General features: G+C 70.6%; 24 protein-coding genes and 1 riboswitch. Of the genes, 8 read left to right on the forward strand and 16 right to left on the reverse strand.

The window, feature by feature from the left end; translation table 11 throughout:
• The 3 genes from B7K25_RS06720 (at position 1) to B7K25_RS06730 (ending at position 3,367) form a co-directional block, all read left to right on the forward strand.
• Positions 1-1,410: an aminotransferase class V-fold PLP-dependent enzyme gene (locus B7K25_RS06720; protein WP_159450148.1), complete on the forward strand. Its 1,410-nt coding sequence runs from the start codon at positions 1-3 to the stop codon at positions 1,408-1,410.
• Between the two features lie 167 nt (positions 1,411-1,577).
• Positions 1,578-2,867, forward strand: a complete 1,290-nt coding sequence (locus B7K25_RS06725; protein ID WP_084104970.1) for a magnesium transporter MgtE N-terminal domain-containing protein — start codon at positions 1,578-1,580, stop codon at positions 2,865-2,867.
• Positions 2,864-3,367: a DUF1003 domain-containing protein gene (locus B7K25_RS06730; RefSeq protein WP_084104971.1), complete on the forward strand. Its 504-nt coding sequence runs from the start codon at positions 2,864-2,866 to the stop codon at positions 3,365-3,367. The genes B7K25_RS06725 and B7K25_RS06730 overlap by 4 nt, the downstream gene beginning before the upstream one ends.
• A gap of 11 nt (positions 3,368-3,378) precedes the next feature.
• Here B7K25_RS06730 and B7K25_RS06735 read toward each other — a convergent pair whose 3' ends face one another.
• On the reverse strand, positions 3,379-3,960 hold the full coding sequence (locus B7K25_RS06735) for a hypothetical protein (RefSeq protein ID WP_084104972.1): 582 nt from the start codon (positions 3,958-3,960) through the stop codon (positions 3,379-3,381).
• A 190-nt stretch (positions 3,961-4,150) separates the two neighbouring features.
• Here B7K25_RS06735 and B7K25_RS06740 point away from each other — a divergent pair, with 190 nt between their 5' ends.
• On the forward strand, positions 4,151-5,275 hold the full coding sequence (locus B7K25_RS06740) for an Mrp/NBP35 family ATP-binding protein (protein ID WP_084104973.1): 1,125 nt from the start codon (positions 4,151-4,153) through the stop codon (positions 5,273-5,275).
• Positions 5,276-5,308: 33 nt separating this feature from the next.
• Here B7K25_RS06740 and B7K25_RS06745 read toward each other — a convergent pair whose 3' ends face one another.
• Positions 5,309-6,031: a hypothetical protein gene (locus B7K25_RS06745; protein ID WP_084104974.1), complete on the reverse strand. Its 723-nt coding sequence runs from the start codon at positions 6,029-6,031 to the stop codon at positions 5,309-5,311.
• A gap of 160 nt (positions 6,032-6,191) precedes the next feature.
• Here B7K25_RS06745 and B7K25_RS06750 point away from each other — a divergent pair, with 160 nt between their 5' ends.
• Positions 6,192-7,421: a galactokinase family protein gene (locus B7K25_RS06750; protein WP_159450149.1), complete on the forward strand. Its 1,230-nt coding sequence runs from the start codon at positions 6,192-6,194 to the stop codon at positions 7,419-7,421.
• Between the two features lie 10 nt (positions 7,422-7,431).
• Here B7K25_RS06750 and B7K25_RS06755 read toward each other — a convergent pair whose 3' ends face one another.
• Genes B7K25_RS06755 through glyA form a run of 3 tightly spaced genes read right to left on the reverse strand, consistent with a single transcriptional unit; the run spans position 7,432 to position 10,420 of the window.
• Positions 7,432-8,235, reverse strand: a complete 804-nt coding sequence (locus B7K25_RS06755; protein WP_084104976.1) for an exodeoxyribonuclease III — start codon at positions 8,233-8,235, stop codon at positions 7,432-7,434.
• Positions 8,235-9,122: a bifunctional methylenetetrahydrofolate dehydrogenase/methenyltetrahydrofolate cyclohydrolase gene (locus tag B7K25_RS06760; RefSeq protein WP_084104977.1), complete on the reverse strand. Its 888-nt coding sequence runs from the start codon at positions 9,120-9,122 to the stop codon at positions 8,235-8,237. The genes B7K25_RS06755 and B7K25_RS06760 overlap by 1 nt, the downstream gene beginning before the upstream one ends.
• Entirely contained in the window at positions 9,122-10,420 is a 1,299-nt protein-coding gene (gene glyA / locus B7K25_RS06765; protein ID WP_084104978.1) for a serine hydroxymethyltransferase, read from the reverse strand. The genes B7K25_RS06760 and glyA overlap by 1 nt, the downstream gene beginning before the upstream one ends.
• A 62-nt stretch (positions 10,421-10,482) precedes the next feature.
• Positions 10,483-10,582: riboswitch (ZMP/ZTP riboswitch) on the reverse strand.
• 111 nt (positions 10,583-10,693) lie between these two features.
• Here glyA and B7K25_RS06770 point away from each other — a divergent pair.
• Positions 10,694-12,373 (forward strand): CDP-glycerol glycerophosphotransferase family protein, encoded by a 1,680-nt coding sequence (locus tag B7K25_RS06770; protein ID WP_144018909.1) that lies wholly within the window; start codon positions 10,694-10,696, stop codon positions 12,371-12,373.
• Here the strand turns inward: B7K25_RS06770 and B7K25_RS06775 are convergent.
• Together B7K25_RS06775 and B7K25_RS06780 are read right to left on the reverse strand one after the other, a co-directional pair.
• On the reverse strand, positions 12,370-13,428 hold the full coding sequence (locus B7K25_RS06775; RefSeq protein ID WP_084104980.1) for an acyltransferase family protein: 1,059 nt from the start codon (positions 13,426-13,428) through the stop codon (positions 12,370-12,372). The two genes, B7K25_RS06770 and B7K25_RS06775, sit on opposite strands and share 4 nt — an antisense overlap.
• 56 nt (positions 13,429-13,484) lie before the next feature.
• Positions 13,485-14,012: a GNAT family N-acetyltransferase gene (locus B7K25_RS06780; RefSeq protein WP_084104981.1), complete on the reverse strand. Its 528-nt coding sequence runs from the start codon at positions 14,010-14,012 to the stop codon at positions 13,485-13,487.
• A gap of 64 nt (positions 14,013-14,076) precedes the next feature.
• Here B7K25_RS06780 and purU point away from each other — a divergent pair, with 64 nt between their 5' ends.
• Positions 14,077-14,943 (forward strand): formyltetrahydrofolate deformylase, encoded by an 867-nt coding sequence (gene purU / locus B7K25_RS06785; RefSeq protein ID WP_084104982.1) that lies wholly within the window; start codon positions 14,077-14,079, stop codon positions 14,941-14,943.
• A gap of 36 nt (positions 14,944-14,979) precedes the next feature.
• Here purU and B7K25_RS06790 read toward each other — a convergent pair whose 3' ends face one another.
• Positions 14,980-16,875: a SpoIID/LytB domain-containing protein gene (locus tag B7K25_RS06790; RefSeq protein WP_084104983.1), complete on the reverse strand. Its 1,896-nt coding sequence runs from the start codon at positions 16,873-16,875 to the stop codon at positions 14,980-14,982.
• 299 nt (positions 16,876-17,174) lie between these two features.
• Between B7K25_RS06790 and B7K25_RS06795 the strand changes: the two genes are divergently transcribed.
• Positions 17,175-18,212: an S-layer homology domain-containing protein gene (locus tag B7K25_RS06795; RefSeq protein WP_084104984.1), complete on the forward strand. Its 1,038-nt coding sequence runs from the start codon at positions 17,175-17,177 to the stop codon at positions 18,210-18,212.
• Here B7K25_RS06795 and B7K25_RS06800 read toward each other — a convergent pair.
• The 8 genes from B7K25_RS06800 to B7K25_RS06835 all read right to left on the reverse strand — a co-directional run bounded on the left by B7K25_RS06800 (position 18,209) and on the right by B7K25_RS06835 (position 26,838).
• Positions 18,209-19,081 (reverse strand): N-acetylglucosamine-6-phosphate deacetylase, encoded by an 873-nt coding sequence (locus B7K25_RS06800; protein ID WP_084104985.1) that lies wholly within the window; start codon positions 19,079-19,081, stop codon positions 18,209-18,211. The genes B7K25_RS06795 and B7K25_RS06800 overlap by 4 nt on opposite strands.
• Before the next feature lie 23 nt (positions 19,082-19,104).
• Positions 19,105-19,887 (reverse strand): glucosamine-6-phosphate deaminase, encoded by a 783-nt coding sequence (locus tag B7K25_RS06805; RefSeq protein WP_084104986.1) that lies wholly within the window; start codon positions 19,885-19,887, stop codon positions 19,105-19,107.
• The gene (locus B7K25_RS06810) at positions 19,880-20,785 is read right to left on the reverse strand and encodes an ROK family protein (RefSeq protein ID WP_084104987.1); all 906 of its coding nucleotides are present in this window, start codon (positions 20,783-20,785) and stop codon (positions 19,880-19,882) included. Before B7K25_RS06810 ends, B7K25_RS06805 begins: the two co-directional genes overlap by 8 nt.
• Positions 20,782-22,212: a beta-N-acetylhexosaminidase gene (nagZ, locus tag B7K25_RS06815; protein WP_084104988.1), complete on the reverse strand. Its 1,431-nt coding sequence runs from the start codon at positions 22,210-22,212 to the stop codon at positions 20,782-20,784. Before nagZ ends, B7K25_RS06810 begins: the two co-directional genes overlap by 4 nt.
• On the reverse strand, positions 22,209-23,057 hold the full coding sequence (locus B7K25_RS06820) for a carbohydrate ABC transporter permease (RefSeq protein WP_084104989.1): 849 nt from the start codon (positions 23,055-23,057) through the stop codon (positions 22,209-22,211). Before B7K25_RS06820 ends, nagZ begins: the two co-directional genes overlap by 4 nt.
• A complete protein-coding gene (locus B7K25_RS06825; RefSeq protein ID WP_084104990.1) occupies positions 23,054-24,022 on the reverse strand; it encodes a carbohydrate ABC transporter permease in 969 nt (322 codons plus the stop codon). Before B7K25_RS06825 ends, B7K25_RS06820 begins: the two co-directional genes overlap by 4 nt.
• 204 nt (positions 24,023-24,226) lie before the next feature.
• Positions 24,227-25,564 (reverse strand): extracellular solute-binding protein, encoded by a 1,338-nt coding sequence (locus B7K25_RS06830; RefSeq protein ID WP_084104991.1) that lies wholly within the window; start codon positions 25,562-25,564, stop codon positions 24,227-24,229.
• Positions 25,565-25,632: 68 nt separating this feature from the next.
• Complete coding sequence (locus B7K25_RS06835) at positions 25,633-26,838, reverse strand: ROK family transcriptional regulator (protein WP_084104992.1); 1,206 nt, start codon at positions 26,836-26,838, stop codon at positions 25,633-25,635.
• Positions 26,839-26,891: the final 53 nt, after the last annotated feature.

Consider the following 26,891-nt stretch of genomic DNA (forward strand, 5'->3'; position numbering starts at 1 on the left):
ATGACCACCACACCCCTGGAGCGAGTCCACACCAACCCGGCGACGCGGGCCCGCACCCGCGAGCGCATCGGCCTCATCACCGAGGCCGCACGAAGGGCGGGTTCGTACGCCGCCAACGCCGCGCATCGGCCCGTCTTCCCCTCCCCCGATGCGGTGGCGGCACTCGACGCCTTCCGCACGGGGCTGCCCGAGCACGGCCGCGAGCCGCACGAGCTGCTGGCCGAGCTCGACGCGTTCGGCTCGCCCGCGACCACCGTCGTGAACGACGGACGCTACTTCGGGTTCGTCACGGGCGGGACGGAGCCGGCGGCGCAGGCCGCCGCGATCCTCGCCGGCGCGTGGGACCAGAACGCCGGCGGCGGCTCGCCCGTCGCCTCGGTGCTCGATGCGGTCACGTGCTCCTGGGTGGTCGACGCCCTGCACCTGCCCCCGACGGCCATCGCGGCGTTCAATGGCGGCGCCACGGTCGCGAACCTCACCGGCATCATCGCCGGACGCGACGCCCTGCTCGCCCGCGCCGGCTGGTCCGTCGCGGAGCGCGGGATCCAGGGCGCGCCGGCGCTCCGGGTGATCGTGGGCGAGGAGGTCCACGCCTCGGCGCTCAAGGCGCTGCGCCTGGCGGGATTCGGCGAGGCGCAGATCGAACGCGTGCCGACCGACGCCACCGGGGCGATCGACGCTGACGCCTTCCCTGCGGACACCGACGCCCTCACGCTCGTGCTGCTCCAGGCGGGCAACGTGAACACCGGCGCCTCCGACCCGTTCTCCGCGATCATCCCCGGCGTGCGCGACCGCGGCGGCTGGGTGCACGTCGACGGTGCGTTCGGCCTGTGGGCGGCGGCGTCCCCTGCGCTTCGCCACCAGGTGTCCGGCGTCGAGCTGGCGGACTCCTGGGCCACCGACGCGCACAAGTGGCTGTCCGTCCCCTACGACTCGGGCATCGTGATCGTCCGCGCCCGCGAGGACCTCCACCGCGCCATGGCGGGAGACGCTCCGTACATCACCTTCGCCGCGGACGCCCCGATGAACAAGGGCATCCAGATCTCCCAGCGAGCGCGCGGGATCGAGACGTGGGCCGCGCTCGCCGCGCTGGGCCGCGACGGACTCGCGGCGCTGATCGAGCGGACCTGCTCGCAGGCCCGACGGATGGCCGATGCGCTCGCCGCCGGGGGCGCCGAGGTGCTCGCCCCCGTGCAGCTCAACCAGGTCCTCGTCGCCTTCGGCGACGAGGAGTCCACGCTCGCCACCATCGCGGCGCTCGAGGCCGACGGGACCGCCTGGGCGGGCACCACGGTGTGGAAGGGCAGGCGCGCGATGCGGGTGTCCGTGTCGGACGCCGCCACCACCGCCGACGACGTGGACGCGGCGGTCGCCGCGATGCTGCGCTGCTGGGCCGGCCTGCGGGGGTGAGCGGGCAGTCGCGAGCCGGCTGGGGTGACCGGACGGTGTGACCGGGTCGTGGGACCATGGCGACGCCGCTCCGCGAGCGCACGGCGCGCCGGGTTCGCACGACGAGGGCGCGGCGAGGCGTCGCCCCGCCTCCCGGGCCTCGGGTGGCGCGCCGTTAGGCTGAGCGCATGAGCCAGCCAGTGGAGCGGGTGTACGTCGCGCGCCTCGCGGGCACCACCGTCTTCGACCCCATCGGGGACGCGGTGGGCCGCGTGCGCGACGTCGTCATCCTGATGCGCCGCGGCTCCGCTCCCGTCGCCGTCGGACTCGTCGTGGAGGTGCCGGGACGCCGCCGGGTCTTCCTGCCGCTCACGCGCGTCACCTCGATCGCGCCGGGCCAGGTCATCTGCACGGGCGTCCTCAACCTGCGCCGCTTCAAGGCGCGCTCGTCGGAGACGCTCGCGATCGCCGAGCTGCTCGAGCGGTCCGTCACCATCAAGGCCGGGCGCGAGAAGGCCTTCATCGAGGACATCGCCATCGAGCCGATGCGCGGCGGCACCTGGGCGGTGTCGAAGCTGTTCGTGCGCAAGGCCGAGCGGCGCAAGGGCGTGCTCGGCTTCTCGCGTCGCGGCGAGGCCGTGGTCGTCGGCCTCGACGAGATCACCGGCCTCATGAGGCGCGACGAGGTGCAGGGCGCCCAGCTGGTCATCCAGCGCTTCGCGGACCACAAGCCCGCGGACCTCGCCGCGGCGCTCATGGAGATGTCGCCGGCGCGCTCGGCGGAGATCGCCGCGGCCCTCGACGACGAGCGGCTCGCCGACGTGCTCGAGGAGATGCCCGAGGAGGACCAGATCACGCTCCTCGGCACCCTGCGCACGGACCGCGCGGCGGACGTGCTCGAGGCGATGGACCCCGACGACGCCGCGGACCTGCTCGGCGACCTTCCCGACGCGGAGGCGGAGGCGCTGCTCGACCTCATGGAGCCCGAGGACGCCGACCAGGTGCGACAGCTGCTCGGCTACGAGGACGATACTGCGGGTGGTCTCATGACCACCGAGCCGGTCATCGTCGGTCCCGAGACGTCGGTCGCGGGCTGCCTCGCGCTCGTGCGCAAGCAGGAGCTGCCGCCGGCGCTCGCGTCGATGGTGTTCGTGGTGCGGCCTCCGCTCGAGACGCCGACGGGCCGCTTCATCGGCATCGTCCACATCCAGCGTCTGCTGCGCGAGGCCCCGCACGAGTCCATCGGCAACTTCTGCGACACGGCCATCGAGCCGCTCGCGCCGTTCGACTCGCTCCAGGAGGTTTCGCGTCGCATGGCGGCCTACGACATCCTCGCCCTGCCCGTCATCGACGAGGACCACAGGCTGCTGGGCGCGATCTCGATCGACGACGTCCTCGACCACCTGCTGCCGAGCGACTGGCGCGAGCACATGGACGACGAGATGAGCGACGACGAGGCGCCGGAGGTGGCGTCATGAGCGATCGGCTCGATCGACCCAAGGCGGAGCAGCGCCGCCCCTGGCACCGCCGCCGCAAGGGGTCCGACCGCATGGGCGCCGCCACCGAGGGCATCGCACGCTTCCTCGGCACCACACGCTTCCTCATCTACCTCACGGTGTTCTGCATCGTGTGGCTGCTGTGGAACTCGTTCGCCCCGACGAACCTGCGCTTCGACTCGGCGGCGAACGGCTTCACGGCACTCACCCTGATGCTGTCGCTCCAGGCCTCCTACGCCGCGCCGCTGATCCTGCTCGCCCAGAACAGGCAGGACGACCGCGACCGCGTCGCCGCTGAGCAGGACCGCCAGCGCGCGGAGCGCTCGCTGGCCGACACCGAGTACCTCGCCCGCGAGGTCGCCTCGCTGCGCCAGGCCGTCGGCGAGACCGCCACCCGCGACTTCGTTCGATCCGAGCTGCGGGCGCTGCTCGAGGAGCTGCAGCAGCTCGACGACGAGGCCGCTCAGCGCGAGAGCCGCTGAGGGCGCCCGCCTCAGAGCTGGGGCGAGCGCCGCGAGCGGCGCTTCGTGAACAGCGCCGTCGACACGACGGCGCCGGCCATGATGAGGCCGACCGCGATCACCGCGATGAGCGAGTCCGCCGACGGGCTCGCGAGCATCCCCGCGGTGTCCACGAGGCCATTGGTCATGGCGACGGTGGCATCGGCCGAGGGGTCGATCGCCACCAGCAGCGCCTTGCCCCCGGCTGAGGCGACACCCCACATCACGGTGCCCATGGCGCTCGCGGCGAACGCCACAGACCACCGGTCGCGGGCTCCGCCCAGGCGCATCCCGGCTCCGGCGAGAAGTCCGATCATGAGCGACGCCGCCAGCACCTCCTGGCCCGTGAGGACGAACAGCGAGACGTAGAAGACACCTCCGAGAAGGGCGAACACCAGGCCCAGGCCCATGGCGCGCAGGCGGTAGTGCGGCTCGGAGGGCGCGGCCGTGTCCGTCGAGGGCTGCAGGGGGACGTGGATGCGCGGCGCCTCGGGATCGCCCGAGCGCAGCCAACCGTTCGGGCCCAGGATCCCGTTCGGATCGCCCGATTCGGGATAGAACGTCCGAGATTGCATCGGCGCCCCCTCCCGCGCTCGCCCACCTCGTGTTGGGGAGCATCGTGCCACGCGATCTACCAGGGCACAAGGGTGCGCGGCACGCCGTGTGACGGATGCCACACGTTCGAGCCTTCGGCGTGCCGGAAGCCCGCCTCTGATCACCCTGGGGGCGAGAGGTGGACCCCCGCATACCGCCTACCATGGACGCATGCCTACCGTCGAGCAGCTCCGCGACGCCCTCAGCACCGTCATCGACCCCGAGATCCGCCGTCCGATCACCGAGATCGGCATGGTCCGATCCGTGGACGTCGACGGCTCCCGCGCGATCATCGGGATCGATCTCACGACCGCCGGATGCCCCATGAAGGAGCGGATCACGGACGACGTCAAGGGTGCCGCGTCACGCGTCGCCGGCGTCGACGAGGTGGCCATCGAGCTGGGCGTCATGGACGAGGAGCAGCGCCTCGCGCTGCGCTCGAAGCTGCGCGGCGGCAAGCCCGAGCCGGTGATCCAGTTCACCCAGCCCGGCAACATGACGCGCATCTACGCGATCGCCTCGGGCAAGGGCGGCGTGGGCAAGTCCACCGTGACCGCCAACCTGGCCGCCGCGATGGCCGCCGACGGGCTCAAGGTCGGCGTGCTCGACGCGGACATCTTCGGCTTCTCGATCCCGGGCATGCTCGGCGTGACCGGCCAGCCCACGCGGCTCGACGACATGCTGCTGCCGCCCATCGCGCACGAGGTCAAGGCCGTCAGCATCGGCATGTTCGTCCCCGCCGGCCAGCCCGTGGTGTGGCGCGGGCCCATGCTGCACCGCGCGATCGAGCAGTTCCTCGCCGACGTCTACTGGGGTGACCTCGACGTCCTCCTGCTCGACCTGCCGCCCGGCACCGGCGACATCGCGATCTCCGTCGCGCAGCTCCTCCCCCACGCTGAGCTCGTTGTCGTCACGACGCCGCAGTCCGCGGCTGCGGGAGTGGCCGAGCGCGCCGGCTCCATCGCCACGCAGACCTCGCAGAACGTCGTCGGCGTCATCGAGAACATGGCGTGGCTGGACCAGCCCGACGGCTCGCGTCTGTACCTGTTCGGCGAGGGCGGCGGCCAGGTGGTCGCCGAGCGGTTGACCACGACCCTTGGCACCCAGGTGCCCGTCCTCGGCCAGGTGCCACTCGACATCACCGCCCGTGAGGCCGGCGACGCCGGGACTCCCGTGGTCGTGAGCGACCCGGACTCGAGCGCCGCCCAGTCCTTGAAGGCGATCGCCCGGTCGTTGACCTCGCGTCAGCGCGGCCTCGCGGGGCGCTCGCTGGGTGTGACTCCCGTCAAGCGCTGACGCCTCTCGCAGGCGCCTGCCGCGCCGTGACCGTCAGTGGCCGTGGTGCTGAGCGTGCTCGTCTCGGCGGGGACGCTCGCCCCACCCCACGATGATCGCGGCGGTCAGGCCAGCGAGCAGACCGCCGGTGGACACCGGTGGCGTCGCCAGGGCGGCGAGCAGCGCGTCGTTGAACGACGGCCCCTCAGCGCCGACGAGGTCGAGCAACGGAAGCTCGCCGCCCACCAGTCCGGTCACCGCCATCACGTGGATGCCGAGCGCCGCGGCGATGAACGCCTCCACCTGGCGACGCAGACCCGCACAGGTGCTGAGGTAGCGCACGGTGAAGCCCACGGCCGCCGCCAGGAGTGCGCCGAGGATGAGCATCGCCAGCGCGCCCGGGTCGTTCGGCACGAGCACAGACAGCAGCAACCCCACGAGGAGCGCGACCAGCAGCCCCGCGGCGAGCGGCCCCACGCGGTTCGCGCGGACGCGGTCAAGGATCGACGGGCTCGACGAGGGCGCGGGAGCGGACGCACCCGTGCGCTCGTCCGGGGTGGGTGGCGCCGATGCGGCTGTCGCCTGTGCGACAGGTGCGGGCTCGGGGTCGGCGATGGGCGCCTGCTCGGTGATGGGCGCCGCGTCGGCCGCGGGCGCAGACGCGGCGGCCGCCTTCGCGGGCGCGCTCTTCGCCGCAGACCGCTTCGCGGCCGGCTTGCGAGCGGGAGCCTTCTTGGGCGTCTGCTCGGCGGGCGTCTCGGGCGTGCCGTCTGACATCGACTGACCTCCTCGTAGGGCGAGTTCGCCCATCGTACGCCCGCATACGGGAGCGCAGATGCGGCCCCTCCAGCACGCGAGCCTGCCCGCCGAACGCGTGCCGGGAAAGGGCCGGCTGGGCTCTCGACGCCCGGAGATCCCGCCTGGCACAATGGCGCTCATGGGGAGCGACGGCTCCACGGGGGACCCAGCGTGGATCGAGCCGTGGACGCGTGGCCAGGGCGAGACGCGCACTCTCGCCTTCTTCGAACGCGCCTGGGGCGGCGCAGCCGACGGCGTGTGGTCCGCGCCCGGCAGGCTCACCATCATCGGCGAGCACACCGACTACAGCGGCGGCCTGTCGCTGCCCACCGTGACCGCGCATCGGACCTACGTGGCCGCGCGCCGGCGCGAGGACTCCAGTGTCAGGATCGCGTCCGAGGGCGCTGGCGACCTCGCCGGTCCCGGCGAGACGTGGGAGGGCAGGCTCTCCGACATCGCTCCGTCCAGCGTCGGCGGGTGGCCCGCCTACGTCACCGGCGTGCTGTGGGCGCTGCGCGAGCGCGGCTACGACGGCCCGGGCGTCGATCTGGCGATCACGTCGTGCCTGCCGGCCGACGCGGGGCTCGGCTCCTCGGGAGCGGTGGAGTGCGCGACGGCCCTCGCCGTCAACGCCCTGTGGCGCCTGGCGCTCGACTCGGACGATGCACACGCGGAGCTCGCCGAGGCTTGCATCGACGGCGAGGAGGCGATCGCCCAGGCGCCGACGGGCGGGCTCGATCAGCACACGCAGCTGCGGTGCCGCGAAGGCGAGGCGCTCGAGCTGGACTTCTCCGAGCGTCCCCCGATCGCCACGCATCGGCCGCTCTACTTCCCCGACTACGGGCTGTGCCTGCTCATCACCGACGTCCGCAGCCGGGGCCGTCAGCGCACCGCGGGCTACGTGGAACGGCGCGATCAATGCGCCGCCGCAGCGGCGGCGCTCGGCGTGGAGCGGCTCAGGGACCTCGTCGGTGTCCACGGTGCGCGCTTCAGGATCGAGGGGCTGCCTGACCCGGTGCTGCGCGCGCGAGCCCGACACGTGGTCACGGAGGTCGAGCGGGTCATCGACGTGAGCGCGCAGCTCGCCGGCACCGGGCCGGCGCATGAACGGTTCGTCGACATCGGCAAGCAGCTCTTCCGCTCGCACGCCTCGCTCGAGGTGGACTTCGAGGCGTCGACCCCCGAGCTCAACCTCGCGGTCGACACCGCGTTCCGTTCGGGCGCGCTCGGCGCGCGCATGGTGGGCGCTGGATTCGGAGGCTCGACCCTCGCCCTGGTGCGCAGGGCCGATGCCGATGCGGTGGCGAGCGACATCGACCGCGCCTTTACTGCGTCGGGGCGCGAACGGCCCCGCTTCCTCGTGGTGTGAGGCGGCTGGGCTACAGCGCGTAGTCGACGACGAGCGGCGCGTGGTCGGACCAGCGCGTGTCGTACGACGGCGCCCGGTCCACCCGAACGTCCGTGACCGCCGCCGCGAGCGTGGGGGACGTGAGCTGGTAGTCGATGCGCCAGCCGGCGTCGTTGTCGAACGCCTTGCCGCGCTGCGACCACCACGTGTACGGGCCGGGGACATCGCCGGCGTGCACGCGGTGGACGTCCACCCAGCCCGCCTCGATCCACCGGTCGAGGTAGGCGCGCTCCTCCGGCAGGAAGCCCGCCGACTTGAGGTTGCCCTTCCAGTTCTTGATGTCGTTGTTCTGGTGGGCGATGTTGATGTCGCCCATCACGACCACGCGCTCGTGCGCGGCGGCAAGGGCCTCGAGGCGCGCGGTCATGAGGTCCAGGAACGCGTACTTGTCGGCCATCTTCACCGCGTCCTCGGCGTTGCCCGAGTGGACGTAGACGCTGACGATGCGCACATCGCCGGCGGGCGACGGCACCGTGCCCTCGACCCACCGGCCGGTGTGGGTGGCGGCCGTCGCCGTCTCGCCGAGCGCCTCGGCGCCGACGTGGACGTCCGATAGCTCCTCGCGCGCCAGGATCGCGACGCCGTTGCGACCCTTCTGCTCGGAGATGTGGTCCGCGACGTGCCAGGTCGAGCCCAGCTCGGCGGCCAGCAGGTCCTCGGGTGCGCGCACCTCCTGCAGGCACACGACGTCGGCGCCCACCTCGTCGAGCCACGGCAGCATGCCCTTGCGCAGCGCGGCGCGCACCCCGTTGACGTTGACGGACACGATCCGCATCAGCGCAGCCCTGCCTTTCGCTCGCTTGCCTCGACGACGTTCGCCAGCAGCATCGCCCTGGTCATGGGACCCACTCCCCCGGGGTTGGGCGAGAACCACGAGGACCTTGCCACCGCATCGGCGCTGATGTCCCCCGCGACCTTGGACTTGCCGGTCTCCGGGTCCGTGACGCGCGAGACGCCCACGTCGATCAGCACGGCGTCGTCCTTGACCATGTCCCCCGTGATGATCCCCGGAACGCCGGCCGCGGCGACGATGACGTCGGCCTCCCGCGTGTGAGAGGCGAGGTCGGCGGTGCCGGTGTGGCACAGCGTCACGGTGGCGTTGACGTCCTTGCGCGTCAGCAGCAGGCCGATGCTGCGGCCGACCGTGGTGCCGCGGCCGACGACGACCACGTGCTTGCCGCGCAGCGAGACGCCGTGGCGCTCGATGAGCTCGATGATGCCCTTGGGCGTGCAGGGCAGGCTCGACTCGACGGGCTCCGACGTGCGCAGCACCAGGCGACCGAGGTTGGTCGGGTGCAGGCCGTCGGCGTCCTTGTCCGGGTCGATCAGCTCGAGCACGCGGTTGGTGTCGATGCCCGCGGGGAGAGGCAGCTGCACGATGAACCCCGTGCAGGCCGGGTCCTCGTTGAGGCGCGTGACGGCCGCCTCGATCTCGTCCTGCGTGGCCGAGGCGGGCAGGTCCTCGCGGATCGACGCGATGCCCACCTCCGCGCAGTCCGCGTGCTTGCCGTTGACGTACCAGGTCGAGCCCGGGTCGTCGCCGACGAGCAGCGTGCCGAGGCCCGGCGTCGCGCCGCAGTCCGCGAGGACAGCGACGCGCTCGCCGAGCTCGGCCTTGATGGTGGCTGCAGTGGCCTTGCCGTCGAGCCGCTGCGGAGCCATTACTGCTGGAGCTCGGGGTAGAGCGGGAAGTCGTCGGCGAGCTTCGCGACGCGAGCGCGCAGCCCAGCGACGTCCGCGTCCTTGCCGCCGATGAGCGCCTGTGCGATGACCTCGGCGACCTCCGTGAACTCCTCCGCGCCGAAGCCGCGAGAGGCGAGCGCCGGGGTGCCGATGCGCAGGCCCGACGTCACCATCGGCGGACGCGGGTCGAACGGCACCGCGTTGCGGTTCACGGTGATGCCGACCTCGTGGAGCAGATCCTCCGCGTCCTGGCCGGTCAGCGGCGAGTGGCGCAGGTCGGCCAGCACCAGGTGCACGTCCGTGCCGCCCGTGACGACGTTGACGCCCGCCTCGACCGCATCGGCCGCCGTGAGGCGCTCCGCGATGATGCGCGCACCCTCGAGCACGCGCGACTGGCGCTCCTTGAACTCGGGAGCGGCCGCGGCCTTGAGCGCCACGGCCTTCGCCGCGATGACGTGCATGAGCGGACCGCCCTGCTGGCCCGGGAACACCGCGGAGTTGAGCTTCTTGGCGTACTCGGTGTCGCGGGACAGGATCATGCCGGAGCGCGGGCCACCGATGGTCTTGTGGATGGTGGTCGACACCACGTCCGAGTGCGGCACGGGGCTGGGGTGCAGACCCGCGGCGACGAGCCCGGCGAAGTGCGCCATGTCGGTCCACAGCTTGGCGCCCACCTCGTCGGCGATCGACCGGAACGCCTCGAAGTCGATGTGACGCGGGTAGGCGGACCAGCCCGCGATGATCACGTCGGGGCGCTCGGCCAGCGCCTGCTCGCGCACCTGGTCCATCTCGATGCGGTGCGTGGCCTCGTCGAGCCCGTACGCGGCGACCTCGTAGAGCTTGCCGGAGAAGTTGAGCTTCATGCCGTGCGTGAGGTGACCGCCGTGCGCGAGCGACAGGCCCATGATCTTGTCGCCGGCGTTGATGAGGGCGTGGAGCACGGCGGCGTTCGCCGTCGCGCCCGAGTGCGGCTGGACGTTCGCGTACTCGGCGCCGAAGAGGCTCTTAGCGCGCTCGATCGCGATGGTCTCCGCGACGTCGACCTCCTCGCAGCCGCCGTAGTAGCGACGGCCGGGGTAGCCCTCGGCGTACTTGTTGGTGAGGACAGAGCCCTGAGCCTGGAGCACGGCGCGCGGCACGAAGTTCTCCGAGGCGATCATCTCGAGGTACGTGCGCTGGCGGCCGAGCTCGCGGTCGAGGACCTGGGCGATCTCGGGGTCGAAGTCCTGCAGGGTCGCGTTCATGACCTCTGCGGTGGCGCTGGAGTCGGTGGTCATCGTCTTCCTCTCTGGTGGCGGCACTGTGCTGAGTGACGGCACAGGGCCGCCGGTTGTCCGGTGACCTTGGCCCAGGCGTACGACCAACAGTCTGAGAAGTTGCCGCTCCCTCGTGGTGACCCACTGCGCCAGTCGCGACGCGCGCCAGTCTAGCAACGAGGGCGAGGTCCGTCAGGCCCAGCTGTGGCCGCGCGCTTCGGCGCCTGCCGGCGACGCCAGTACCATCCTTCGCAGGCACGAGCCGTCGAACCACAGCGCTGAGGATGTGCACCCTTGACCACCACGCCTTCTCGACTCGAGGCTGTGCGCGTCCGCGCGCTGGCGCGGGTGGATCGCCTTGCCAGGCGACGGGCCGCGCGACTTGCGCGGCCGGTGTCGCGTCACTTCCCCGGCGCCGACCTGGTGATCTCGACCACGCCTCACCGCGCGCTGAGCGCCGTGCGGATCGAGCGACGCTGCGCGGTGGAGTCCATCGAGCTGGCGGACTCCGAGCGGGTGCTCACCATCCGCGGGTCGCACGCGGGCACACCCCCCACGGCGCTGACGTTGCGCGGCAGCCGCGTCGACACCATCGGAGCCGTCACCGTCGCCGGACCCGACACCTTCGAGTGCCGCATACCGCTCCATGCCGCCGGATGGTGGGGTCAGGACCGCGCCATCCCTTCGGGGGCGTACGTGCTCGAGGTGGTCTACGGCCGCGGAGCGCCGCGGGTCCTGGTCGCGTCGGGGGCGTTGCGGGAGGTGCTGCCCTTGCACGCTCACGGACGGCTCGCCAACGTACGCGTCTCGCACGCGGGACTCGGGCTGGTCACCGTCAGCATGGCTCCGCCCTTGGCGCCCTCCGAGGTCGGCAAGGCCGGCAGAGCATCCGTGACCGCCGTCAAGCGCCCCACACCGGTGGCGAACGGCACCCTGTTCGCTCAAAGCTGGTTCGGCAAGTCCTTCTCGGACAGTCCCGCGGCGTTGGCGGAGGCGCTGCGCCACGACTTCACCGAGGTCCGCGTGGGAGTCCATGACCATTCCGTGGAGGTCCCCGACTTCGTCACGCCCACCATCGTCGGGTCATCCGCGTGGTGGGAAGCCCTGACGTCTGCGCAGGTGGTCATCGACAACAGCTGGATCCCGAGTCAGTTCAAGCGGCGCCCGGGTCAACGGGTCGTCCAGACGTGGCACGGCACGCCGCTCAAGAAGCTCGGGTTCGACCGTTCCCAGCACGAGGGAAGGAGCTCGACACCGCAAAGCTTCAAGTGGGGCAGCTCGAAATGGGACCTGCTGGTGTCGCCCAACTCCTACTCGACGGAGATCCTGAGGCGGGCGTACACGTACGACGGCACCATCGCCGAGACGGGCTACCCGCGCAACGACGTGCTCGCCGCGCCCGACGGGACACGCGACCGGCTGCGCCGTTCCCTCGGCATCGGGCCTGGTGAGATCGTGGTGCTCTATGCCCCGACCTTCCGTGAGGGCGAGGCGGACCGGAGCACGTTCTGTGACGTCGCGGCTCTCGATCGCAGGCTCGGCGCGGGACACCGCCTCCTGGTTCGCGGCCACAGCGCGACCTTGCGCTCCGCCCGCGCGATCGGCGGCCCGCACGTCATCGACGTCACGACCTACCCGGAGTCGGCGCACATGCTCGCCATCGCTGACGTGCTCATCACCGACTACTCGTCGGTCATGTTCGACTTCACGGCCACGCGCAGACCCATCGTCTTCTTCACGCCTGACCTGGACGCCTACGCGAACGACGGACGCGGCGTGTACTTCGATCTTGCGTCGGTCGCGCCGGGTCCCGTGGTCCACGATGAGCGCCACATCGCCGATGCGGTGCGCTACGCGTGGGAGCACCGGCACGCGAGTTCGGCGCGCTACGACGCCTGGACCGGGCGGTTCAACGCGCACGACGACGGAGGCGCGACGGAGCGGCTGGCGACCCTCGTGAGGGAGTGGCTCTAGCTGCGCGTCAACCGGCCGCGCCACCACCGCAGGTCGGTGAGCGGGCGGATCGCGGCGACGGTGCGCGGCCGTGAGGCGAGCCACGCGAAGGCGACGGACCCGACCACGAGGGCCGGCAGCAGCAGCGCCTCCGGCACGCCGGCGGGGAACCCGCGCTCGTGGCTGGGATACAGCACGAGCGGGTGCAGGAGGTAGACCGGGAGCGTGGCCGCGCCGATGCCCGCGAGCGTGCGCGACGCGCGTCCGCTCAGCGACAGCACGGCCAGTGTGAGCAGCCCACCCACGACCAGCACGCCCGCCCTCTGGACGATGCCGGCAGCGTTGGTGAGGCCCAGATCCTCGTAGCTGCCGCTCAGGAAGAAGAGCTCGCGATTCACCGTCGCCTGCGAGGTCCATGCCCAGGCGAAGGCGCCGCCCAGGGCGATGACACCGCCGATGCGCACCGATCGCGAGCGCAGCCGGGACCACCACGCGTCCTTCCACAGCAGACCGGCCGCGAAGAACGGCAGGAAGCCGACGATGCGCGAGAGGCTCAGCTCCTGGCCGACCGCGTCGACCGTTCCGGCGAGCAGCGCGGCGCAGGCCGTGATCGTCACCGCCGCCGGGATGCGCGCGATCCACGGCGCGCACAGCCTCCACGCGAAGAGCGCGACCAGGTACCAGAGTGTCCACGCCGGGGTGAGCGGGCTGATCCCCACCGGCTCAGGCGAGAACGCCGCGGCGAGCGCGAGGTGCAGCACCTCGAACACGGCGAAGGGGAAGAGGAGGCGGATGGCCAGCTCGCGCGCGCTCAGATGCGAGGACCACCCGGTGAGATAGCCGGACAGGAACACGAAGGCCGGCATGTGGAAGAGGAAGATCCACTGGAGCAGCGCTTCGGACAGCCGTCCCTCGAGCGGCTCGATCGCGTGACCGAGTACCACGAGGATGATCAGCGCGCCGGCGACCGTGTCCACGGACCGGTCGCGCGTGCGCGGCTTGGCTGCCCGCGCATCGGCCCTCTGGAGAGAGCCGTCCGCGCGGGCGTGCGTGACTGGCGTCGCTGTCGTGACCACGACAGGGACAACGCTCGAGTTTCTGAGACTCCCTCAGAGAGCGGTCGGCGGAGGCGTCAGTTGTCGCCGCGCACGGCGTTGTCCGCCTCGTCGTCCACGATGGCGCCCGACTCGAGGACCTTGCGCAGGTAGGCGTACGTCAGGTCGCCGGCGACCTGATCGAACTGGTGCTCGTAGCCGGCCTTGTTGTACAGCGCGATGTTGTGCTTCGAGTTCTGGCCGGTGAAGACCCACACCTCGCGGGTCGACTCCGGAAGGTGCCCGAGCACCGCGAACAGCAGCTGCGTGCCGATGCCCCTGCCCTGCTTGTCGGGCGTCACCGCGAGCCGGCCGATGGTCGCCTTGTCGCCCTCGATGCCCACGCGGATGGAGCCGATGAGGCGGTGTCCCTCCCACGCGCCCAGCGTGACCACGTCCTCGGACTCGAGGTCCACCTCGAGCTCCTCGAGCGTCTGCGTGAGCGCGGGGATGTTCGGGTCGTTGTAGAGCTGCGCCTCCACGACGAACGCGGCACGCCGCACCGTCAGCAGCTCACCGGCATCCGCGACGCCGACCACATCGATGCGCACCTGGCCCTCATCCATACGCCCATCTTGCCACTGTCACGCCTGCTCGCGGCGCGCCGTGCCGGAGCGTCGCCCGGCTAGGATGCGGGGCATGTCGAGCGTGCCCGACCCCGCGTGGATCCTCAGCCTGTCCTGCCCTGACCGACCTGGCATCGTGCATGCCGTGTCCGGCCTGCTCGCGCAGCACGAGGGCAACATCACGGAGAGCCAGCAGTTCGGCGATCCCGACACGGGACTGTTCTTCATGCGGGTGCAGTTCGCGAGCGCCGCGGGGCGCGAGGAGCTCGCCTCAGCCGTGGAGGAGCTCGCCGGCCGGTTCGACATGACCTGGAACCTCGACATCGCGGGCCGTCGGATGCGCACGATCGTCATGGTGTCGAAGGCCGCGCATTGCGTGAACGACCTGCTGTTCCGCGAGCGCGCCGGCACCCTGCCCATCGACATCGCCGCCGTGGTGGGCAACCACCCGACGCTGTCCAAGCTCGCCGAGTTCTACGGCAAGCCGTTCCACCACATCCCGGTGTCTGCGGACACCAAGGCCGACTCCGAGGCTCAGTTGCTGTCGCTTGTCGACGAGCTCGACGTCGAGCTGGTGGTGCTCGCGCGCTACATGCAGATCCTGTCGCCCGAGCTGTCGACGGCGCTGCACGGCAAGGCGATCAACATCCACCACTCGTTCCTGCCGAGCTTCAAGGGCGCGCGGCCGTACTTCCAGGCCCACGACCGCGGCGTGAAGCTCATCGGCGCGACCGCGCACTACGTCACGGCGGATCTGGACGAGGGACCCATCATCGAGCAGGACGTCGACCGCGTGGACCACACCGCGACGCCGGAGACGCTCACAGCGATCGGTGCTGACGTCGAGCGCCGGGCGCTCGCGCGTGCGGTCCGTTGGCACGCCGAGCACCGGGTGCTGCTCGACGGCCATCGCACCATCGTCTTCAGCTAGCGCCCCTCGGCGCTCGCGCCGCCGGGGAGAGGCGGATCAGAAGTTCGGGGTGAACGACCACAGCCACGGGGACTTGCCGCTCGCGAGCTTGCTGCGGATGCTCTCCGGCCCGGTGATCGAGGACGTCTTGCCGGAGGACGAGGTCGCGGTCACCTTGGTCGCGGCGGCGTCCGAGCCGCCCGCGGTGCGTGCCGTGACCTTGATCGACACGACGTCCGGCAGGCCGAACACCGACTTCGCCTTGGCCTGCGACAGCGACATGGCCCACGACCTGTTGGGGTTGATCGAGGACTCCGACCACGGGTCGTCGACCGAGCGGAGGTACGGCAGGGCCGAGCTCCAGATGTCCTCGCTGTTCTCGGTCTGGCCGCCCGAGGACGAGAAGTAGTAGGTGTTCGCGATGGCGTTGCCGGACTTGAGCACCTTGCCGTTCGCGCCGCCGGACGAGTTCGTCGCGTCCACAGCGGCGACCCAGCGCTTGCCGTAGTACGCGTTGGTGCCCTCGTTCTCCTTGTTCCACCCGGTGAAGTTCTGGTCGCGGGTGTCGTCGTAGATGTGGCAGTTGCAGTTCGCGCTGTAGTTGCTCATCTGCTTGATCGCGTAGCCGCGGGCGACGATCGCCTGGGCCTGGAGCGCGTCGTGGTCCCACGACGACGGCATCTCGGCGATGCCGTAGAGGTACTCGGTGTTGAGCTTGAGCTCGTTGGCGATGATGATGCGGCTCTGCGGCACCGAGATGAGCAGCTTGCCGTGACGGTACTTGCCGTGGGTCCCGCGGATCTCGGACGCCCCGTTGCCGTCGTAGATGTCGACGTAGGGCTCCTCAGAGGAGGTCGGCTGGTAGTAGCTGGTGGCCTCCCACTGCAGCGACACGTCCTTGGTCGCGGTGACCTTGGTGCCGCCGTCGCGCTCGACGGTCACCGACGTGCCCGACCGCGTGATGTGGAGCTTCTCGTTGTTCTTGCCGGTCCACGTCGTGTGAGCAGACGTCGAGCCGGTGTTGTAGAAGCGCATGACCCACTGTCCGTCATCCGTGCTGTCGGATCCGGGTGACCGCACGACCACGGTGACCGAGTCCTTCCAGTCGTTGCCGGAGCCGTAGACCTCCACCTTGATGTCCTGTTGAGCGGCGACCGTGGTCACGTCCGTGCCCTTGTAGTACTTCTCCAGGATGGTGCCTGCGCCGTAGCCCTCCAGCGCCATCGCTTGAGCGCCGTACTGGGACATGCCCACGCCGTGCCCGTATCCCGCTCCCTTGATGGTGAAGGACGACGGGACGCCCACGCCCGGCACCGTCGGTCGCCCGGCCATGCGATACATGAACGCCGCCGTGGCCTCGCGGGTGACGTCGGACTTGGGGCGGAAGGTACCGTCCGCGTGCCCGGTCGAGATGCCCGACTTCGCGAGCCAGGTGACGTCCTTGTAGAACTTCGAGGAGGGCGTCATGTCCTTGAAGGGAGACTTCGACGGCGGCGTGAACGAGGGCTTGCCGTGGTACCGGTACAGGAACGCTGCCATCGCGTCGCGGTCGATCGCGGACTTGGGACGGAAGGTGCCGTCGGAATGGCCGGTGGTGATGCCCTTCTGCGCCGCCCACACGATGTGCTTGTAGAAAGTGTCGCCGGGCTTCACGTCCTTGAAGGGCGACGTCGACGGGAGCGACACTGCCGGCGAGCCCGCCATGCGGTAGAGGAACGCCGCGAACGCCTCACGCGTCACCGCATCCTTGGGTCGGAAGGTGCCGTCGCTGTGTCCGTAGGTGATGTTCGCCTGCGCCGCCCAGGTGATCTCCTTGTAGAACTTGTGCGACGGGGGGACGTCCTTGAAGGAGTCGGCGGCCGATACGGTCGCGGCGAACAGCGGTAGCGCGAGCACCGCAGCGGCGATCGCGGCCACGCCGCGACGAAGGACTCGGCCTGACGGGAACTGCACGAAGAACCACCTCGGATAGCACGGTGTCGGCGCCGCTCGCCGGTGCGCGCATCGTCACACGCACCGCACGAAACTACGTGACGGATGTGACCAGTGTGACAGATGAGATTGAGAGCGCAACCCCCTTCTTGCGCCTCGTCCACCATCGCCGGGACCACCCTCGCACCTCATGCGGGCGTCGTGTCCGCTCGTGCGGCATTTGTCACACTCCGTTGAATCTGAGACTCGACCTTTTCCAGACTCACGACCAGGACAGATGCGCTTTCGGGCGCGCAGGACCAGATGAGACGGAGTCGACAATGGCCACGGAACGACGCTCGAGAGCAGCCTGGCGCGTCGTCGCAGCCACTGCGGGAGCCATCGTCGCGGCCGTCGCGATCGGACCGGCGGCGGGCGCGGGCTCGGGCGCCACGGACACCGGTGCCGCCGTGATCCTCTCGGTCACCAACGACTACCGGAAGAGCGCAGGCGCCGCAGCGCTGACGCGCGCGGGTCTCATCGATGACGTCGCTCAGGCCTGGGCCGTGAAGATGCGCTCGTCGAAGTCGCTCTCCCACAACCCGTCCTACAGCGCGCAGATGCCCCGCACGGGGATGTCCGCGGCGGCCGAGAATGTGGCGTACGCGTGCGGCTATGGCGGCGCCAAGGCGAACGCCGAGCGCATCATGCGCAACTGGTACAACTCCTCCGGGCACCGCGCGAACATGCTGAACAAGCGGTACACGCACATCGGCATCGGCTACGCCTACGACACGAGTTCGGACTGCGGCTACGCCGTGCAGAACTTCGGCGACTACGCGCAGGAGTACTTCGACGTCCCGCTGCGCCACCAGTTCTACGACGAGATCGACTGGCTCTCGGGCGAGGGCATCACCACCGGCTACGCCGATGGCACCTTCCGCCCCAAGGACGACGTGTCGCGCGAGGCCTTCGCCGCGTTCCTCTACCGGCTCGCGGGCTCCCCCAAGGTGTCGACGCCCGCGCGGTCGCCCTTCAAGGACGTGCCGACGAGCGCTCAGTTCTACAAGCAGATCGTGTGGCTCTCGCAGGAGGGCATCAGCACCGGCTGGTCCGACGGCACCTTCCGCCCCAAGGACGAGATCACCCGCGAGGCGATGGCCGCGTTCCTCTACCGGTACTACGGCAACCCCTCGACGTCGAAGTCCTCCGCGGCCTCGAAGTTCTCCGACATCAACCGCGGCTCGAACTTCCTCACCGAGATCAGCTGGCTCGCCTCGTCCGGCATCACGACCGGATACTCGGACGGCACCTTCCGCCCCGGCGCGACCGTGACGCGCGAGGCCACGGCGGCGTTCCTGGAGCGCGCGGAGGGCTAGAGCCCAAGCACCCGGCTCGGTACCGTCGACGCCGCCTCGACTGCGGCCTCGCGCGACACGCCTGCCTCGACGCACACCTCGATCGCGCGCGCGAGCGTCAGCGTCGAGCCGGCGAGCGTCTCCGTCCCCGCGATGAGCGCGCGCCCATCCTCCACCTCGACCTCGAGAGGGCCAAGCGTGTACGCGCCGTCCGGCGCCGCCGCCGCGGACATCGCGTCCGTGACGAGCGCGATGCGTCCGGGAGCCGCGCGGAAGAGCGAGCCGATCAGGGTTGGCTCCATGTGGATGCCGTCCGCGATGACCTCGAGGAACACGCGCTCATCCGCGAGAGCCGCCCCGGCAGGGCCGACCTCCCGCGCGGCGATGCCCCGCATCGCGTTGAAGGCGTGCGTGATGAGGGTCGCGCCGCGGTCGAAGGCATCGCGCGCTAGTGCGGCGTCGGCCTCGGTGTGACCGACGGCGACGACCACGCCGGCATCGGCGAGGCGCTCGATCGCGTCGAGGGCGCCCGGAAGCTCCGGGGCGATCGTGATCTGCCGCAGGATGCCCTCACCCGCAGCGAGCAGCTCGGCGATGGCCTCCGCCGTCGGCGAGATGAGCGCGTCCGGATCGTGCGCGCCCTTGCGCGCGTGCGACAGGAAGGGCCCCTCGAGGTGCACGCCGAGGATCGACGGGTCCTCGGCCATCGCCTCGCGGACCACCCCCATCTGCTGGCGCAGCGCCGGGAGGGGAGCCGAGACGAGTGACGCGACGATGCGTTCCGCACCGGCGGCGCGGTGCGCCGCCGCGGCGGCGAGCGAGCCCTCGACGGTGTCGCCGAAGTAGTGGCCACCGCCCCCGTGACAGTGCAGATCTGTCAGCAAGCGCATCGGCCCCACGTCATCCCCCACCGCTAGATGCCCTGCCAGTCGGGCTTGTTGTCCTGCGCCCAACGGTAGTAGTCGCGGTGGCGGAGCGCCGATGCGGCAGCCGGGTCGAGCACGACCGTCACCTTCGGGTGGAGCTGGATCGCGGAACCAGGCATCGACGCGGACACGGGGCCCTCGACGGCTGCCGCGACGGCCGCGGCCTTACCCTCGCCGAAGGCGAGCAGCACGAGGTGGCGCGCTCGCAGGATCGTGCCGAGTCCCTGGGTGACGCAGTGCATCGGGACCTCGTCGAGGGAGGCGAAGAAGCGGGCGTTGTCTCGGCGCGTCTGCTCCGTGAGGGTCTTGACGCGCGTCAGGGAGGCGAAGCTCGAGCCGGGCTCGTTGAAGCCCAGGTGTCCGGTCGAGCCGATGCCCAGCAGCTGGATGTCGACGCCGCCGTGGGCGATCATCGCCTGCTCGTACCGCTCTCCTGCGGACTCGATGCCCACCTGTGAGCCGTCGGGAACGTGGACACGCTCGGGGTCCATCCCGAGCCGCTGCGTCACCTCGCGGTCGATCACCGCACGGTAGGACTCGACGTGTCCGTCGGGCAGCCCGACGTACTCGTCGAGCGCGAACGCCGACGCCTGCGAGAAGTCGACGCCTGCCGCACGGCGCTCTCCCAGCGCCTGATAGACCGGCAACGGCGTGGAGCCGGTGGCGACTCCGAGGGTCGCGCGCGGGTTGTCGCGGACGAGCGAGGCGATGTGGTCGGCGACGAGCGCCGCACCAGCCTCCTTCGTGTCGAGGACGAGCACCTCAGCCATGGTCTGCCTCCAGCATCGCCGCGCCGATCGCGGCCACGGGCTGCTCCGCGGGAGCGATGCTGATGCGGTCGCCCATGCGGAGGGAGGCGAGGAACGGGGACGCCGCCTCCCAGTCGTCGATGACGGCACGCGCGCCGTCTGTGAGCTCGGCGCCGATGCCGGTGAGGCCGCCACCGAGGATCACGTGGTCGAGGTCGAGAGTCAGCACGAGCACGCGCACCGCGCTGGCCAGTCCGAACATGAGGCGATCGCGGATCTCGATGGCCTCCGTGTCGCCGGCACGGGCGTGCTCGAGGACGTCCGCGCTGGTCTGACCATCGCGGCTCCACTGAAGCGCGATGCCGGAGCCCGAGGCGTACGTCTCGATGCCACCGCGGAGGCCGTCGCCGCCCACGGGTCCGCTCGGGTCGACCGAGATGTGGCCGATCTCCCCTGCCGCTCCGTGCGCTCCGCGCCACAGTCGACCATCGAGGATGATGCCGGCCGCCAGTCCCGTGCCGAGGTTCAGGTAGGCGACTGACTTCTTACCATCGCCGAGCAGGTGCCACGCCCCGACGGCCGCCGCGTTCACGTCGTTCTCGACCTGGACGGAGACGGACCAGTGCGCAGACAGGGCGCTCGCGAGGTCGAGCTCCGTCACGCCGAGGTTGAGCGCGTGTCGCACGACCCCACCGCTGACGGCGCCCGGGATGCCGACCCCGACGCTCGCGGCGTCGCCGATGGACAGCCCCGCGAGGTCGCACGCTGCCGCGACGGCCTCGAGCGCGGACTCGACGACGCCGTCATCACCCTTGCGCACGGGGACGCGGTGACGGGCGACGACCGTGCCATCGGCCGACAGGACGACGGCGTCGACCTTGGTGCCGCCGATGTCGACGCCGATGCGCTCGCCCGTCATCGGACCAGCTCCAGCAGTGCGGCGCCGGTCAGGCGCGACGCACCGTAGGTGGCGATGTCGGCGTACGGCTGGTCGGGATCCGGCCACCCCATGTCGACCACGATGGCGCCGCGCTCGCGCAGGGCACCGACGGCCTCCTTGATCCACGCGTGGCGGTGATTGTCCTTGCCGACGGCGACGATGAGGTGCCCCTCGGGCACACCCGCCACGTCAAGCGTGTCCGTCGGACCGACGACCGTGCCAGCGACCGCTCCGGCCGCGAACGGCCCCCACGGGCTCGCTCCCACCGCCATGTTCGGCGCGGGCTCGAAGCGCACCCAGTGCACGGGTGTGGACTCGTCGCGAGCCGCGATCGCCGCCGCGGCCTCGTCGGAGACGGTGAAGGAGGACCGCACGGCGTCGAGCTCGAGGCCGCCGACCTGGCCCGCCGCTCCTGCGGCCGGCTCGGGGTCGATGCCGCACAAGTGCTCGACGAGCGCGCGCAGCCGAGCCGCGGCGTCGGCGACGCGCGCAGCCTCGAGCTCGCCGTCCGCGACGGCCGCATCGATCGCGTCGACGATCTGCCCCATCTGCTCGTCCGTGTTCGCGGTCCCGATGCACAGGAGGTCGCAGCCCGCTGCCAACGCACGCGCCGCAGCTGCTGGGATGCCGATCTCGCCCGATGCCCCGGCCATGTCGAGAGCATCGGAGACGACCACGCCGTCGAAGCCCATCTCGCCACGCAGCAGGTCCGTGAGGATCGCGCGGGAGAACGTGGCCGGGTTGTCGGCATCGAGCGCGGGCACCAGGATGTGCGAGCTCATGATGGTGAGCGTGCCACCAGCGATGACGTCCGCGAAGGGTGCGAGCTCGCGGGAGCGCACCGTCTCGAGGTCGGCCTCGACGACGGGGAGGGCGTGGTGGGAGTCGGCGGCGGTGTCGCCGTGGCCCGGGAAGTGCTTCGCGTTGGCCGCGACGCCCTGAGCCTGGACGCCCTCGGTCCATGCGACGCCGTGGCGACCTACGTGCACGGGGTCCGTGCCGAAGGAGCGCACCCCGATCACCGGGTTGAGGGGGTTCGAGTTGATGTCGACGTCCGGAGCGAGCGTCAGGTTCACGCCCACGGCGGCGAGCTCGCGGCCCACCTGCGCGCCCACCTCACGCGTGAGCGTGAGGTCGTCGAGCCGGCCCAGGATCGCGTTTCCCGGGAAGGGCGAGCCATCGCGCTGGTACAGGCGCGACACGTCGCCGCCCTCCTCGTCGATGGACACGATCGCGTCGGGATTCGCCGCGTAGATCGCATCGGTGAGGGCCTTGAGCTGCTCGGGCGACTCGACGTTGGTCGCGAACAGGCAGACCCCACCCATCCCCTCGCGCAGCCGCCGCTCGACCCACGCGGGCAGCACGGTGCCCTCGAAGCCGGGCATGAGGGTGGCGAGGGCGGTCATCCCTTCACCGCCCCGCCGACGAGGCCCTGGGTCATGCGGCCCTGGACGAACATGAAGAACACGATGACAGGCACGGCGACCAGCGTCGATGCCGCCATGACCTCGCCCCAGTTGGTCTGGTTGACGGCCGAGTCCTGCAGGAAGCCGCGCAGCCACAGCGGCAGCGTGGCCTTGGTGCCGTCGGGCAGCAGGATCAGCGCGACCGCGAACTCGTTCCACGCCTGGAGGAACGCGTAGACGCCGGAGGCGACCAGACCCGGGGCGAGCAGCGGGAACGTGATGCGCATGAAGGCCTGGTTGCGGCTCAGCCCGTCGACCATGGCAGCCTCCTCGAGCTCCGCCGGGATGCCGGCGACGAAGCCTCGCAGCATCCAGATGGTGAACGGGATGACGGTGGCCGTGTAGATGAGCGACACGCCCACCACGGTGTTGAGCATGCCGAAGCCGGCGACCATCTTGTACTGCGCGATGAACAGCGCCTCAGCGGGGATCATCTGGATCACGAGGACCGCGAGCACGAACGACTTGCGGCCGCGGAACCGGAACCGGGAGATCGCCAGCGCCGCGAGGAACGCGAACGCGATGCACACGATCAGCGTGAGGAAGGTGATCGCGGCGGACATGCCCAGGGCTCGCAGGAACGTGCCGTCGTCGAGCGCGGACTCGTAGTTCGACAGGCTTCCGCCGAAGGGCAGGAACGTCGGGGTGAGGCTCTCAAGGGTCGCGCGCGGAAGGAAGGACGAGTTGAGCATCCAGTAGACGGGGAAGGCCCACGCGATGGTCGCGACGAGGGCGATCGTGCCCCACAACACCTTGGCGGCGGGGCTCTTCTTGGTGGTGTTCATGACTGCTCGTCCTCCTTGAGGAGCTGGCGCACGTAGACCCAGGACAGGCCGAGCGTGAGGATCATCACGACGATCGACGCGGTGGCCGCGAGGCCGAAGTCCTGAGATCCAGTGCCGAGCTTGTAGATGTAGGTGCCGAGCAGGTCGTACTGCGAGCCGAACGAGCCCGCGTCCTGCAGCAGCTGGATCTGCGCGAACACGCGCAGGTCCCAGATCAGCTGGAGCAGGAACACGATCGACAGCACCGGCTTGATGATCGGCAGGATGATGCGCCGCGTCATCTGGAACCCGGAGGCCCCGTCGAGCTGGGCGGCCTCGAGCACCTCGTCGTTGACCTGGGTGAAGCCCGCGTAGGCAGAGAAGGCGACGAACGGCACGGAATACCAGGTGATGATGATCGACGCGACGGCGAAGAAGCTCCAGGGGTTGATGAGCCAGTCGTGGCCGATGAGGTCCACGCCGGGGATGAGGCTCAGGAGGTAGTTGACGATGCCGTTGCGGTCATCGAACAGCCACGTCCAGACAGTCATGTAGGCGACGACCGGCATCGCCCATGCCAGGAGCAGCGCGATCTGCAGCGTGAGCCGCAGGCCCTTGCCGGTGTTCTTCATGACGAGGGCGAGCCCGATGCCGAGCACCATGGTCGCGGCCGCGGTGACGACGCAGAACGCGACGGACTTCAGGACGATGATCCAGAAGCCCGAGTCGGTCAGCATCTCGGTGTAGTTCTGGAGGCCCACGAACTCGGCGGCCTGGCCGAACTGCTGCGCGAGTCCGTACTCCTTGAAGGAGGTGATGAACTGCCAGATCAGCGGGTAGCCGGTGCCGACGACCACGACGACGATCGCGGGGATGATGAGCCAGTAGGGAAGCTTGGTCTTCCCACGGCGCTTGCGCGGAGCGGGCGGGTCCTGGAGCCCGGGGGGCTGGACCTCTGCCGGCGGTGCGACGGCGGGTGCGGACATGGCGGAGCCTTTCGAGCAATGCGGTGGCGTGGGCGACACGAGGCTCATGCCTCAAGTGTCAGCGGGGTCGGCGGGCCGATGCGCGCCGTGAGGGTGTCGCGTGCGGCGGGGCCGTGGCCCCGCACGGGTGGGGCTCCTGGGCCCCAGAGTCTCGGGGGGTCCCGGCCCGGACGCGGGGGACGTCCGGGCCGGGAGCCGAGGGGGTCAGCTGTTCAGCTGAGGGGTGATCTGCTCGTCGTACTCAGCAGCCAGGGCGGCGATGTCGCCACCCTCGGCGACCTTCTGGAAGAACTCCTCCAGCAGGCCCGAGCCCTCGACGGCGGCCCAGCCCGGCGCGGCCGGGGTGAGCTTCGACACCTGAGCGGTGTCCCAGGCGATCTGACGGAAGTCGTCGGTCACGAACGAGTCCTTCGCGTTCACGTTCGCGGGGCCGAGACCGTTCTCACCGAGGAGGTTCTGGTACTCGTCCGAGAAGATGATCCGCAGCAGGTCGCGCGAGCCCTCCTGGTTGGCCGAGGTGGCCGAGATGCCGATGTTCGAGCCACCGGCGAAGACGGGGGCGAGGCCACCGTCGATCCCGGGCAGGCCGTACGCGGTGTTCGCCGCGTCGTCCCACGCGAGGACGGGGTTGCCGTCGTCGTCGGTCTCGCCGGTCGGCATGCCGATGCAGCAGGAGGCCCAGGACGGAGCCATCGAGGCCGCAGCAGCGGTGCCCGCGAGGGTGTCATCGTTGATGATGAAGTAGTTGTCCGCGTCGGTGTCGTTCGCAGCCGCGATCGACGCCGTCTGGAACATCTCCTGCCACTGGGCGATGCCCTCCTGGCTCTCGGGGCTCGACAGGGTCGACACCCACTGGTCGCCGTCCTTCGCGGCGAGGTCGCCGCCGTTGGCGAAGATCCAGGAGATGGCGTTGCGCCAGTCCTGGCCACCCAGGTAGAGACCGCCGATGCCCTGCTCCTTGAGCGAGGCGTGGACCTCGGTCACCTCGGCGAGCGTGGTGGGCACGGAGACGCCGCCCTGCTCGTAGAGGTCAGCGCGCGCCCACATGTTGCGCGAGCCGAAGTAGTACGGGAGGGCGTAGGGGGTGCCGTCGACCGAGCCGACCTCGGTGAACGAGGGGAGCAGGTCGTCGCCGCCGAGCTCGTCGTACACGTCCGACAGGTCCGCGAACGCGCCGACCGCGGTGAAGGTGGGCGCCCAGGTGTTGCCGATCTCGACGACGTCGGGGGTGTTCGCGGCGTCCGGGAGAGCGGTCGTGAGCTTGGGCAGCGCGTCGCCCCAGGCGACGGCCTCGACGGACAGCGTGCCGCCGTTGACCTCGGTGTACTGCTCCTCGAGGTACGTCACGAGCGCCTCGGGGGTGTCAGGAGCACCCATCAGCCACAGGGTGATGTCCTGCGCGACGGTCTCGGTGGGGGTCTCCGAACCGGTGTCGGTGGGCTCGGTGGTCGACTCGTCGTCGGATCCGGACGACGAGCATCCTGCGAGGACGATGGCGGAGGCGGCCGCGAAGGCCACCGCACCGCTTGTCATCTTCTTCATTGATCTGCTTCCTTCTCTTGTGTGTGTGCCGTCCGTGACCCGTGGGCCACGTCGTTGTGGTGCGAGGGTCAGGAGACCCCCAGCTGTCCGGTGAGGACCATGACCACGGCCCCGAGCACGACGATGTCGCGCCCGAGCGTGGTCATCCGCAGGGTCAGATCGCCGTGGAGTTCGGCCATCGTCCGACTGCGGAGCGTCTCGGAGGTTCCCTCGAGGAGAGACCCACCGAGCACATTCAAGGGACCGGCGAGGACGACCTCGCCGAGGTTGAGCGCGCCGACGACGGGGCCGAGCGAGATACCCAGCCGCTCCCCCGCCTCGCGCAGCACGGCCTCGCGCTCGGCGTCGGAGGTCGCGGCCGTGAGGCGCGCCTCCAGTCGCGGGGTCGCGAGCCAGGTCTCGAGGCAGCCGTGCTTGCCGCACGCGCACTCGTCGCCGCCATCGGTGCCGACGACGACGTGGCCGATCTCGCCAGCGGCGAAGCCCGAACCGTAGACGAGCTGTCCGCCCACGACGATGCCGGAGCCCACACCGCGACCGACGCGCACGAGCATCATGTCGGCGTCAGCCCCGCCGAAGGATCGCTCGCCGACGGCCGCCATGTTCGCGTCGTTCGCCACCTGCACGGGAAGGTCGTAGCGCTCTCCGATGATCCGCTGCATCGGCAGGTCCTGCCAGTGCAGGTTGGGAGCGCTGACGACGGTGCCGTCGAGGTCGACGATGCCGGGGCTGCCGATGCCGATGCCGATGACCGGCGCCGATGCGCGTGCCAGCAGCTCGTCGAGGAGCGCGCATACGGCGTCGAGCGCGGCGTCGCCGGTCACGCCGGCGACGGACGCCTCGGCGCGCTCGAGCACCGTGCCGTCGAGGTTCGTGACGACGCCACGGAACGCGGCGTTGTGCGAGAGGTCGAGGCCGATGATCGAGAACCCCGAGCGGTTGATGTCCAGCAGCGTCGCCGGCTTGCCGGGGCGCGAGTCCGGTCGGATGCCGAGCTCGACGACCAGGTTCTCCTCGATGAGGTCCGCGACGAGGTCGGAGATGGTCACTCGGGTCAGGCCCACCTCGCGGGCGAGGTCTGCCCGGCTCTGACCGCCGCTGCGGTAGAGCGCCTGGAGGACCAGTGCGCGGTTGTGACGACGGGCGTGCTCGGGACGAACCCGGGCCCCGGGGCGCACCGTGGCGGCATGCGCGCGGGGCCGGCCCTGGCGGGCCTGGCCGAGCTGCTGCGCTCGGTTCGCGGCGGTCGTGCGACGCGCCTCATCAGTCGTCATGGTTAGTTAGTAAAGGTTACTAACCAATGTCGCGCAAGTCCGTCGGAACGATT

The sequence above is a fragment of the Demequina sp. NBRC 110056 genome, from assembly GCF_002090155.1.
Lineage (GTDB): Bacteria > Actinomycetota > Actinomycetes > Actinomycetales > Demequinaceae > Demequina.